The sequence below is a fragment of the Pseudomonas sp. MOIL14HWK12:I2 genome (genome assembly GCF_000510745.1).
Taxonomy (GTDB): Bacteria; Pseudomonadota; Gammaproteobacteria; order Pseudomonadales; family Pseudomonadaceae; genus Chryseomonas; species Chryseomonas oryzihabitans.
Map to the genome: position 1 here is coordinate 952,063 of NZ_KI783313.1, position 11,783 is coordinate 963,845.

The 11,783-nt window shown below is 68.1% G+C and carries 11 protein-coding genes; 9 read left to right on the forward strand and 2 right to left on the reverse strand.

Going from position 1 to position 11,783, the window contains the following annotated elements; all coding sequences use genetic code 11:
- Positions 1-143: 143 nt before the first annotated feature.
- Positions 144-1,307 carry an MFS transporter gene (locus tag PSK12I2_RS0120690; protein WP_027599884.1) on the reverse strand — a complete coding sequence of 388 codons (1,164 nt, stop codon included), beginning with the start codon at positions 1,305-1,307 and terminating at the stop codon, positions 144-146.
- A 14-nt stretch (positions 1,308-1,321) separates the two neighbouring features.
- Positions 1,322-2,413: a chorismate synthase gene (gene aroC, locus PSK12I2_RS0120695; protein WP_027599885.1), complete on the reverse strand. Its 1,092-nt coding sequence runs from the start codon at positions 2,411-2,413 to the stop codon at positions 1,322-1,324.
- A gap of 135 nt (positions 2,414-2,548) precedes the next feature.
- On the opposite strand from aroC, the gene PSK12I2_RS0120700 reads away from it, so the two are divergent.
- The 9 genes from PSK12I2_RS0120700 to PSK12I2_RS0120740 all read left to right on the forward strand — a co-directional run bounded on the left by PSK12I2_RS0120700 (position 2,549) and on the right by PSK12I2_RS0120740 (position 11,742).
- Positions 2,549-3,517, forward strand: coding sequence for an alpha/beta hydrolase (locus PSK12I2_RS0120700; protein ID WP_027599886.1), 969 nt, complete (start codon positions 2,549-2,551; stop codon positions 3,515-3,517).
- 43 nt (positions 3,518-3,560) lie between these two features.
- The gene (locus tag PSK12I2_RS0120705; RefSeq protein ID WP_027599887.1) at positions 3,561-4,340 is read left to right on the forward strand and encodes a hypothetical protein; all 780 of its coding nucleotides are present in this window, start codon (positions 3,561-3,563) and stop codon (positions 4,338-4,340) included.
- Positions 4,341-4,485: 145 nt separating this feature from the next.
- Positions 4,486-6,864 (forward strand): penicillin acylase family protein, encoded by a 2,379-nt coding sequence (locus tag PSK12I2_RS0120710; protein WP_027599888.1) that lies wholly within the window; start codon positions 4,486-4,488, stop codon positions 6,862-6,864.
- A 243-nt stretch (positions 6,865-7,107) separates the two neighbouring features.
- The gene (locus PSK12I2_RS0120715; RefSeq protein WP_027599889.1) at positions 7,108-8,304 is read left to right on the forward strand and encodes a CmpA/NrtA family ABC transporter substrate-binding protein; all 1,197 of its coding nucleotides are present in this window, start codon (positions 7,108-7,110) and stop codon (positions 8,302-8,304) included.
- Between the two features lie 11 nt (positions 8,305-8,315).
- A complete protein-coding gene (locus tag PSK12I2_RS0120720) occupies positions 8,316-8,888 on the forward strand; it encodes an ANTAR domain-containing response regulator (RefSeq protein WP_027599890.1) in 573 nt (190 codons plus the stop codon).
- A 98-nt stretch (positions 8,889-8,986) separates the two neighbouring features.
- Positions 8,987-9,310 (forward strand): TM2 domain-containing protein, encoded by a 324-nt coding sequence (locus tag PSK12I2_RS0120725; RefSeq protein ID WP_037007889.1) that lies wholly within the window; start codon positions 8,987-8,989, stop codon positions 9,308-9,310.
- Positions 9,311-9,456: 146 nt separating this feature from the next.
- Positions 9,457-10,698, forward strand: coding sequence for an alanine transaminase (gene alaC, locus PSK12I2_RS0120730; RefSeq protein ID WP_007159024.1), 1,242 nt, complete (start codon positions 9,457-9,459; stop codon positions 10,696-10,698).
- 94 nt (positions 10,699-10,792) lie between these two features.
- Positions 10,793-10,987, forward strand: coding sequence for a hypothetical protein (locus PSK12I2_RS0120735; protein WP_007159025.1), 195 nt, complete (start codon positions 10,793-10,795; stop codon positions 10,985-10,987).
- Positions 10,987-11,742, forward strand: a complete 756-nt coding sequence (locus PSK12I2_RS0120740; RefSeq protein WP_027599892.1) for a hypothetical protein — start codon at positions 10,987-10,989, stop codon at positions 11,740-11,742. The genes PSK12I2_RS0120735 and PSK12I2_RS0120740 overlap by 1 nt, the downstream gene beginning before the upstream one ends.
- Positions 11,743-11,783 lie beyond the last annotated feature (41 nt).

The following is an 11,783-nucleotide window of genomic DNA, read 5'->3' on the forward strand; positions in this document are numbered from 1 at the left end:
GCGCAACGACCAACGGGAGTAACAGCCAACGGCTGGCCCAGAGGGTGAGCGCCAGCGAATCAAAACGCTGAGGAAGCGGAGTTTACGAGAGGTAAATGAGCATTGCGACCGGGCTGGCGATCCAGGTGTTTTTCAACGAAGCATCACCGAGCGCAGGCACTTTTCGTACTGGACCTAACGGACAAGAGGATGAGGAAGGCCCCGGCCAGCGCCGCCAGGGAGGCGCCGGCAAAGGCGGCAAGGGCACCGGACACCTGCCAGGCATAGCCAGCATACAGCGCGCCGAGCGCCCCGCCAGCCCCGGACAGGGCGGCATAGAGCGACTGGGCCTGGCCCTGGCGGCGGCGGTCGAAATGGGACTGGACGAACTGGATGGCGGCGGCATGGAAGCAGCCGAAGGTGGCCGCATGCAGCAACTGGGCGAACAGCAGCACCGCCAGGTGATCGGCCAAGGCGCCCAGCAGCAACCAGCGCCCGGCGGCGATGAGAAAGGCGGCTACCAGCAGGGTGTTGAGCGCCAGCCGCGCCAGCAGCTGCGGCATCACCAGGAAGATCAGCACCTCGGCGACCACCCCCAGCGACCAGAGCTGGCCGATGACGCCGCGGCCATAGCCGAGGTCTTCCAGGTGCAGGGTGAAGACCGTGTAATAAGGACCGTGGGACAGCTGCATCAGCGCCGCGGCGAGGAAGAAGGCCAGCACCCGTGGCTGGCGCAGGGTGGTCAGGAAGGGCTCGGCCGGCGCCTCGGGGCGCTGGCCCGGATCGACCTTGACCCCCGGCACCGCCAGCGAGGCGAGCAGGATGATCGCCATCACCAGCAGCAGATAGGCCGGGTAGAGATCCAGACTGACGTATTCGAAGGCCCAGCCGAGTCCCGCCACCGCGGCGATGAAGCCGATGGAGCCCCAGAGGCGGATACGCCCATAGCGCTGTGGCTGGTCGCGCAGGTGGGCCAGGGTGATGGCTTCGAACTGCGGCAGCACCGCATGCCAGAAGAAGGCATGTCCGGCCATGATCAGCGCCAGCCAGGCGAAGCCCTGGCCCAGGTAGATGCCGGAAAAGCACAGCAGGGTGCAGGCGGCGCCCAGGCGGACGATGCTCAGCCGGCGGCCGGTGCGATCGGCCAGCCAGCCCCAGAGATTGGGCGCCAGCACCCGCATCAACATGGGGATGGCCACCAGCTGGCCGATGGCGGTGCCGGAAAAGCCCAGGTGGTGGAAGTACAGCCCCAGGTAGGGCGCCGTGGCCCCCAGCAGCGCGAAGTAGGCGAAATAGAAGCCCGACAGCCGCCAATAGGGAACCGGCATCGTCCGTCCGCTGATCAGAGTTGCGGTAGGACGGGCGTGCCCACCCGCACCTCGGCGTTCTGGGCGCGGTGACGCAAGAGGTGATCCATCAGCACCAGGGCCATCATCGCCTCGGCGATGGGCGTGGCGCGGATGCCCACGCAGGGATCGTGGCGACCCTTGGTGATGATATCCACCGGTTGGCCGTGGACGTCGATGGAACGCCCCGGGGTGGTGATGCTGGAGGTGGCCTTCAGCGCCAGGTGGGCGACGATGGGCTGGCCGGAGGAGATGCCGCCGAGTACGCCACCGGCGTTGTTGGACAGGAAGCCTTCCGGGGTCAGTTCGTCCCGGTGCTCGGTGCCGCGCTGGGCGACGCTGGCGAAACCGGCACCGATCTCGACGCCCTTCACCGCGTTGACGCTCATCAGCGCATAGGCCAGCTCGGCGTCGAGGCGATCGAAGATCGGCTCGCCCAGCCCCGGCGGCACGCCGTCGGCGACCACGGTGATGCGCGCACCCACAGAATCCTGATCGCGGCGCAGCTGGTCCATGTAGGCCTCCAGCTCCGGCACCCGGTCCGGATCGGGGCTGAAGAAGGCGTTCTCTTCCACGCTGTCCCAGGTCTTGAAGGGGATCTCGATGGGACCCAGCTGGCTCATGTAGCCGCGCACCCGGATGCCCTGGGTGGCCAGGTACTTCTTGGCGATGGCACCCGCCGCCACGCGCATGGCGGTCTCCCGCGCCGAGCTGCGACCGCCGCCACGGTAGTCACGCAGGCCGTACTTGTGGTGGTAGGCGTAGTCGGCATGGGCCGGGCGGAACAGGTCCTTGATCGCCGAGTAATCCTTGGACTTCTGGTCGGTGTTGCGGATCAGCAGGCCGATGGGGGTACCGGTGGTGACGCCCTCGAAGACCCCGGAAAGGATCTCCACCTCGTCCGCTTCCTGGCGCTGGGTGGTGTGGCGGCTGGTACCGGGCTTGCGCCGATCCAGGTCGCGCTGCAGGTCGGCGAGGTCCAGGGGCAGTCCGGGTGGGCAACCGTCGACGATGGCGACCAGCGCCGGGCCATGGCTTTCGCCGGCGGTGGTGACGGTAAACAGCGTGCCGAGGGTATTGCCGGACATGCGAGGGCTCCGCGCTACGGGTGAAAGGTATAGATTCAAATTGGGAATGGGCGATTTTACACGCGCCGTGGTCTTTTACACGGATTGTGTGCGGGATAGGCCCCCACACCCCAGCTCTCCGGTGCCCTTCCCGCCATGCGTCTGCTGTTCTCCCTGCTGCTGTACCTCGCCCTGCTCGCCCTCGCCACGGCGGCCGATCCCGTGCTCTATCGTCCCCTCCAGCTCGACACCGGCAGCGGTGTGCTCAAGGGCAGTCTGATCCTGCCCCGTAGCGACAGGCCGCAACCGGTGGTGCTCTTCGTTTCCGGCTCGGGGCCCATCGATCGCAACGGCAACGCCCCCGGCGCGCGCAACGCGGCCCTGCAGCGGCTGGCCGAGGCCCTGGGCCGGCAGCGGATCGCCAGCGTGCGCTTCGACAAGCGCGGCGTGGCCGAGAGTCGCAGCGCCGAGCCGGACGAGAGTCGCCTCAGCGTGGAGCGCTATGTCGACGACCTGGTCGGCTGGATCCGGCTGCTGCGCGCCGATCCGCGCTTTTCCACGGTGATCCTGCTCGGCCACAGCGAAGGCGCCCTGATCGCCAGTCTGGCCGCCGACCGGGTGCCGGTCGCCGGGGTGGTGACCCTGGCCGGCAGCGGCCGGCCCATCGACGTGGTGCTGCGCGAGCAGTTGGCGGGCAAGCTGTCGCCGGCCGGCCTGGCCAGTGCCCAGTGGATCATCGACCAGTTGCTGCGCGGCACCCCGGTGCCCGAGGTACCGAAGGAATTGCTGGTGCTGTTCCGCCCCAGCGTCCAGCCCTATCTGATCTCGCTGTTCCGCCAGGATCCGGCCAGGGCCTTCGCCGGCATCCACGCGCCGGCGCTGATCGTCCAGGGCACCCATGACATCCAGGTGGAGGTCGACGATGCCCGCGCCCTGCAGCGCGCCAAACCGGATGCGGAACTGGCCATCATTGCCGGCATGAACCACATGCTGCGCATCACCCCGGCGGACTTCCAGGCGCAACTGCCCAGCTACGACGATCCCAACCTGCCCCTGGCCCGCGCGCTGGTCGAGCGCGTGACCGCCTTCGTCGCGCGCTCAGGTTCCTCGCGCGCCGGCCGATAAGCCAGCAAAGGCGCCCAGGCGGCGCACCCGCTGGAGCCCGTCCGTGGAAACCCCCGATCACGCATCACCGGCCGTCGAGGCCGCACCCAACGAGCCCCATCCCTGGGCCAGCCTGCCGCCGGAGCGCTTTCAGCTGCTGCGGCTGATGCCGCAGCCGGCGGATCGCCGGGTCGGCGCGCGCCCGCTGCGCTTCGTGCAACTCGGCCTGGTCGAGCGCCATGGTGACGAGGAAAGCCTGCTGCGGCTGACGGTGCAGATTCCCGGTCAGCTGCTGCACCGCGAGGTGAACGTGCTGGAGGTCTGGGTCGACCATCGCCAAGGCGAAATCCGCCTCGGCCCGGAGCGCGGTCTGCAGATCGAGCCGGAAGAACGCGGCCTGGGACGCTTCCTGCTGGCGCGGGCGGCCGCCTGGGCACGCCTGCGCTGGAGCCACTACCGGGTGCAGGACCTGCCCCTGGCGCGCCGCGACGCCCTCGACGAAGACAGCCGCAAGCGCCGCGACCACGTGCTCGGCGCCCAGGGCTTCACCGTCGAGACGGCAGCGGATGACGAGCGTCAGCAGCTCTGTCGGGCCGCCCGGGTCAGCCAGCTGCGCGAGGACTGGAATGCCGACAAGGTGCAGCTGCTGTCGCTGCTGGACGGCGCCACCCTGCTGGAGCAGTGCGACCGGGTGATCGACGAGCGCGATGCCAGTCTGCGCCAGCTGGAGGACCGCATCGCCCTCTATCGCCGCGATGACATCTCGCTGCGCTTCGCCATCGGCTGCCTGGCGGTGTTCTGCCTGTTCCAGGCCGCGCTGCTGATCTGGATGGCGCTGCGCTGAGCGGTCTGGTGCCGCGCCAGGCACCCTTGCCGACGACCTGTCGGCAGCGCCCAGGCGCCACCCCTCGCCCGAGGCTTGCTCCCCCGCCGGACCCTGCTAACTTAGCCACCCGTTCGCATCCATCCGCCCGGAGTGTCCGCTGTTCATGGTCTCGCCTCTCCTGTTTCGCCCGCGCGCGCCCCTGCGTCTCGCTACCCTCGGCCTGCTGACCGCCCTCGCCGGCTGCCAGTACCTCGGCGAAGAGCAGCCGACCCGCAGCCAGCCGCAACTCAAGGGCAGCCTGCCGCTGCGCGGCCTGGCGCAGACCGCCTCGGTGCGCCGCAATGCCGACGGCCAGCCGCTGATCGAGACCACCACCTTTCACGATGCCCTGTTCGCCCTCGGCTACGTCCATGCCAGCGAACGCCTGGCGCAGATGGTCGAGCTGCGCCTGCTGGCCCAGGGTCGGCTGGCCGAGGCCTACGGCGAAAGCCGCCTGGACAGCGACAGGTTCATGCGCGCCGTGGACCTGCGCAAGGCCGCCCAGGTGGCCTACGGCAACGCCTCGCCACGGATGAAGGCCTTCTTCGAGGTCTATGCCCGGGGGGTCAACGCCTATCTCTATCGCGCCGGCGAACGGGTCCAGCTGGATGGCCACGACTACCGCGCCGAATACTGGAAGGCCGAAGACAGCGCCCTGCTCTTCGAACTGCTCAACTTCGCCCAGGCGGTGGACCTGCGCAAGGAAACCGCGGCGCTGGCCCTGGCCACCCAGGTCGGTCCCGAGCGCCTGGCCTGGCTCCTGCCCACCTACCCGGACGAACCCCTGCCGGACGAGGAGACCGCCAAGCTGCGCGGCCTGAATCTGCGCGGCCAGCTGCCAGGGCTCGAAGCCCTGCTGCAGGTCCAGCGGCAACTGGCGGAGCAGGCGCCCTTCGGCGGCCCCACCGGTACCGCCTGGGCGGCCACCCCGGGGCACACCCGCAGCGGCCGCAGCCTGCTCGCGGTGGACAAGGTCAGTGCCGTCGGCCAGTCGCCCTTTACCCTGGTGACCCTGAGGGCGCCGCGCTTCGAGGCCGTGGGTACCACCCTGCCCGGTCTGCCACTGCTGCTCGACGGCTACAACGGCAAGCTGGCCTGGGGCGCCGCGACCCTGATGGGCGACAGCCAGGACCTCTACCTCGAACGCCTGCAACGCCAGGGCGGTCGCCTGCAGGTGCAGAGCGGCGGTCAGTGGCAGCCGGCCGGCGAGCGGGTGGAGACCTTTTTCGTCCGCGGTGAAAAGCCGCGGCGCGAGACCCTCTATACCAGTCCCCGCGGTCCGCTGCTGAATCTGGCCCTGGCGCCGGACGCCAACGGCTACGGCCTGGCCCTGCGCAGCAGTCGCCTGGAAGCCGACAAGAGCCTGGACGCCCTTTTCGACCTCTCCCGCGCCAAGGATGTGGAGCGCGCCTTCGAACTGGCTCGCGACCTGCGCGCCAGCGACTGGAATCTGGTGTTCGCCGATGCCGAGCACATCGGCTGGCAGGTGACCGGGCGCTATCCCAACCGCCGCAGCGGCCTGGGTCTGCTGCCCTCGCCCGGCTGGGACGAGCGCTACGCCTGGGATGGCTACGCCGATCCCATGCTGCACCCCTATGACCAGGATCCGGCCCAGGGCTGGCTGGGCGCCGCCAACCAGCGCGTGGTACCGCGTGGCTACGGCATGCAGCTGTCCAGCAACTGGTCGGGCCCCGAGCGTCAGGAGCGCCTGGCGCAACTCGCCGGCCGTTCGGCGCGCCTCGATGGCCGCGACGCCATGGCCCTGCAGCAGGACCAGACCACCACCCTGGCCGCCAAGCTCAAGACCCAGCTCGACTCCCCCGGCTTCGCCGCGCCGCTGCGCCAGGCCATCGCCGCCCTCTCGGCGGGCCAGCGCCCGCAGGCGGAAGAGGCCCTGCGGCGTCTGCAGGGCTTCGACGGCCGCCTGGCCGCCGGCTCCGGTGACGCGGCGCTCTACGAAGCCTTTCTCCAGGCCCTGGCCGAACAGACCTTCGCCGACGAGCTGGGTGGCACCAGGAGTCCGGCCTGGCAGGCCTTCACCACCCTCAGCGACACCGGCTACAACGCCATCGTCGATCACCTCCTGGCGCGTGACGACAGTCCCTACTGGGATGACGTCAGCACCGCCGCCCACGAAGACAAGCCGGCGATCTTCGCCCGCGCCCTGGCCGCGGCCGTCGCCACCTGCGAAGTCCGGCTGGGTAGCGATCGCGCCAGCTGGCAATGGGGCCGCCTGCACCGCCAGGACGGCAACGCCTATGGTGGCGACGGCTCGACCCTGGACCTGACCGCCAGTCACTGGGGCGGCAACGACCGGGTCTGGCTGGCGCCGGCGCTGCGCCTGGTGGTGGACTTCGGCCTGGCCGAACCGCTGCAGGCGAGCCAGGTCGGCACCCCGGGCAAGGGCTGGACCCGCGGGCAATACCAGAGCCTGCCGCTGCAGCCGCAGAATCTGGAGCGCGTCTATGGGCGCGACCGCCTGCTGCTGATTCCGCAGAAGTAGTCCACCGCCGGCAACCCGCGACTTGGCGCGGGTTTTGCCCCGCTTCTGACAGACCTCAGCCGGCGTCGCCCTCGTTCGCCGCGCCGCGGACCGCTGCAAAGGCGCTGTCCCGCAGGCGCCCTGGCAATGAAAGCGCCCGGTGATGGTGCCGCGCCTGTCACCATAATGGTGCAGGCCCTAGTCGAGACGCCCATAGCGGTGCACAGAGAGGCGCCCTGGCGTCTGTCAGTTGCCGGAGACACCATGCCTGCCCAGCCTTCCCCCCACGCCGCGCACCTCTGGGTCGCGGGTTCGGATGCCCCGGAAAAGCCGGAGCTCAACCTGGGCTTCCTGCCCCTGAGCGATGCTGCCTCGCTGATCGTGGCGGCGACCCAGGGCTTTGGCGAACCCCATGGCCTGACGCTCAATCTGCACCGCCAGCCCTCCTGGTCGGCGCTGCGCGACAACCTGCTCAACGGCCAGCTCGACGCCGCGCACTGCCTCTACGGCCTGGTCTATGGCGCCCATCTCGGCCTGGGCGGCGCGCCCGCCACGCCGATGGCGGTGCTCATGAGCCTGGCGCAGAACGGTCAGAGCCTCAATCTGGCGCGTAGCCTCACCCGGGAAGGCGTCCGGGACACGGCCTCCCTGGTGGAACGGATCCGCCAGCCGGACGCCAGACCGCTGACCCTGGCGCACACCTTTCCCACCGGCACCCATATCTTCTGGCTCTACTACTGGCTGGCGGCCCAGGGCATCCATCCCCTGCAGGACGTGCGCACCGCGCTGGTGCCGCCACCGCAGATGCCCGAGCATCTGGCCGCCGGCCGGGTCGACGGCTTCTGCGTCGGCGAACCCTGGGGCGCCGCCGCCGTGGCGCGCGGCCAGGGCTTCACCCTGACCACCACCCAGGCGATCTGGCCGGACCACCCGGAAAAGGTGCTGGCGTGCACCGGCCACTTCGCCGAGCGCTATCCCAATACCGCGCGGGCGCTGATCCGCACCCTGCTCGACGCCAGTCGCTTCATCGAGGAAAGTCGCGAGAATCGCCTGGGCACCGCCCAGCTGATCAGCGGCGCCGACTACGTGGACACCGACGCGGCGCTGCTCGCCCAGCGCTTTCTCGGTCACTACGAAGACGGCCTCGATGGCCACTGGGAAGACCAGCACCCCCTGGCCTTCCATCGCCAGGGCGCGGTCAATCCACCCTATCTCTCCGATGGCCTCTGGTTTCTGACCCAGTTCCGCCGCTGGGGCCTGTTGCGCGAGGAGCCGGACTACCTGGCCATCGCCGAGGCCGTGCAGTGCACCGAGCTGTACCGGCAGGCCGCCACCGACCTGGGGCTGGCGGTACCGCCGACCCGGCGCAGCAGCACCCTGTTCGACGGTCGCACCTGGGACGGCAGCGATCCGGCCGGTTACGCCCGCAGCTTCGCCATCCACGCGCTCAGCGACTACTAGGGAGAACGACCTTGCGCATCCTGCTCATCGACGACACCCCCAAGCAGGTCGGCCGTCTCAAGGCCGCGCTGATCGAAGCCGGTTTCGAGGTCATCGAGGAATCCGGTCTGACCATCGACCTGCCCGCACGCATCGAGGCCCTGCGGCCGGACGTCATCCTGTTCGACACCCAGTCACCCGGGCGCGACGTCATGGAACAGGTCTGCCTGGTCACCCGCGACCGGCCGCGCCCCATCGTCATGTTCACCGACGAGCATGACCCGGCGGTGATGCGCCGGGCCATCCAGTCCGGCGTCAGCGCCTATATCGTCGAAGGCATCCAGACCAGTCGCCTGCAGGCCATCATCGATGTGGCCCGCGCCCGTTTCGAGACCGACCAGGCCCTGCGCGCCGAACTCCAGGCCCGCGAGCAGCAGTTGCTGGAGCGCAAGAAGGTCGACCAGGCCAAGGGGCTGCTGATGAAGATGCGGGGCTGCAGCGAAGACGAGGCCTATACCCTGATGCGCCGCCAGGCCATGAGCAAGCAGCAGAAGCTGATCCAGGTGGCCGACCAGATCATCGCCATGAGCGAACTGCTCGGCTGAAGCGGCGCCAGGAGCCCGCCACGGGAAATGGCCCGGCTCCGCTTTGTGTGGCACTATCCGCGCCCCTTGGATATTCACCCTCGAAAAGGACGTCTGTCATGAGCTCATTGCAAGCCGAAATGCTGGTCGAACAAAAGGTCGCCAACGCGCGCAAATCCACCGGCGCCGCCTACCTGATCTGGTTCTTTCTCGGCATGCTCGGCGGTCATCGCTTCTACCTCGGCCGCACCGGTACCGCCGCCATCATGCTGGTGCTCTCGCTGCTCGGCTGGGTCACCTTCTTCATTCCCTGGATCATCCTGGGGATCTGGTGCCTGATCGATGCCTTCCTCATCCCCGGCATGATCCAGCAGCACCAGGACAAGGTGCGCCAGCAGGCGCGACTGGAAGTGGCGGCGTTGCAGGCCGCTCACGCGCTTTGATCCGCACCGGAGCGCCTCGCCAGCGGCGCCCCGCTGATTTTTTCCTCGACAAGCGCAGCGACCTGCGGCTACTGTCCGCTGCAGGTCACCTCCTGTGACCCACGTCGCTCGGACGGTTCCGGGCGCTTACGTACTTCGAGGAACGCATGACTGATTCCAGTCCCGTGCGCCGCTTTGCGCGCATCGATCGCCTACCCCCCTACGTCTTCAACATCACCGCCGAACTCAAGATGGCCGCGCGCCGTCGCGGTGAGGACATCATCGACCTGTCCATGGGCAATCCCGACGGGGCGACTCCGCCGCACATCGTCGAGAAGCTCTGCCAGGTCGCCCAGCGCGAAGACACCCACGGCTACTCCAGCTCCAAGGGCATTCCGCGCCTGAGACGCGCCATCTCCCACTGGTACCGCGATCGCTACCAGGTGGAGATCGATGCCGACAGCGAAGCCATCGTGACCATCGGCTCCAAGGAAGGCCTGGCGCACCTGATGCTGGCCACCCTGGATGCCGGCGACACCGTGCTGGTGCCCAATCCGAGCTATCCGATCCACATCTACGGCGCGGTGATCGCCGGCGCCCAGGTGCGCTCGGTACCCTTGGTGCAGGGCATGGACTTCTTCGCCGAACTGGAGCGGGCCATCCGCGAAAGCATTCCCAAGCCGAAGATGATGATCCTCGGCTTCCCCTCCAACCCCACCGCCCAGTGCGTGGAGCTGGATTTCTTCGAGCGCGTGGTGGAACTGGCCAAGCGCTACAACGTGCTGGTGGTGCACGATCTGGCCTATGCCGATATCGTCTTCGACGGCTGGCAGGCGCCTTCCATCATGCAGGTGCCCGGCGCCAAGGACATCGCGGTGGAATTCTTCACCCTGTCCAAGAGCTACAACATGGCCGGCTGGCGGATCGGCTTCATGGTCGGCAATCCCGAGCTGGTCGCCGCCCTGGCGCGCATCAAGAGCTATCACGACTACGGCACCTTCACCCCGCTGCAGGTGGCGGCCATCGCCGCCCTAGAAGGCGACCAGCAGTGCGTGCGCGACATCGCCCAGCAATACCAGCAGCGCCGCGACGTGCTGGTGCGCGGCCTGCACGAAGCCGGCTGGATGGTGGAGAACCCCAAGGCCTCCATGTACGTCTGGGCCAAGATTCCCGAGCCCTATGCCCACCTGGGTTCGCTGGAATTCGCCAAGAAGCTGCTGGCCGAGGCCAAGGTCTGCGTCTCGCCGGGACTGGGCTTCGGTGACTATGGCGACGATCATGTGCGCTTCGCCCTGATCGAGAACCAGGACCGCATCCGTCAGGCGGTGCGCGGCATCAAGCAGATGTTCCGCGCCGACGGCCTGCTGCCCAAAGCGGCCGCGCGCAAATCCGGCGTCGAGCCGGCCTGAGTCTTCGCCGCGCCGTCGACCGGCGGCGCGGCGAATGCTTGTCAGTCAGGGTGTTCCAAGCTATAAGCCGCTAGTGACCTCCCGGGATATCGCCATGCTGAAAGGCCTGTTCAATCTGCTCAAATCGCCCTCCGCGGACGATCTCAAGCTGGCCGCGAGCATCAACAACTCCTACAAGTCCATGCGCGTGGTCGGTCGCGGTACCCTGCGCATCGATCCGGCGGAGATCTTCGACTCCCCCGAATTCAAGGAAGACCTGGACCGCGCCCGGCGGCTCATCAACCGCTGATGTTCCTGCTGCTGCTCCTGCCGATCCTGGTCAGCGGTTTTCTCGTCTGCCACAAGCATCCGCTGTACTTCTACCGCCTGCATCGCTACGAGGGCCAGTACCTCTATCTGCAGAGCGCGCGCTTCGGCCTGTTCTGCACCCTGCTCGCCGTGATCCTGCACCTGGGCGTCGCGCAAATCGTGCAGGGGCGCAGCTGGTCCTGGGGTGAGCGGACTTTTTCCCTTGACTACTTCGCCGGTCTCGCCGAGCTGCTGCGCCGCACCGGCACCCTGGAAGATCCGCTGCAGGCCGCCTGGATCCTGCTGGTGACGGTGACCGCCCTGCTGATTCCCACGGCCTGGGCCACGCTGGCGCGCTGGACCATCAAGCGCAAGTACGGCCTGAGCGAGGACAATTACCGCACCTTCATCCTCGCCGGCATCCTCAAGGACAGTCCGCTGGACGATCTGCTGATGACCGCCTCCATCAACAAGGAGACGCTGATGCTGACCCTGGAGGAGCGCAAGGTGTACGTCGGCCGCATCACCACCCTGGGCGAACCGAGCGAAACGGAAGGCGCCGACCAGGACGTCTGCATCAAGCCGATCATGAGCGGCTACCGGGACAAGGACAAACTCTGGGTGACCTTCACCACCCACTATGCGGACAAGGGCAAGGACATCTACCTGACCCTGAAACAGAGCCAGATCGTCTCGGCAACACGCTTCGATTTCGACGCCTATGAAGCGTTTCGCTCAAGCGTAAGCCGCGCCTGATCTGGCTTCGCGCACTTTCTTCAGGGAACGTATGACTTTTT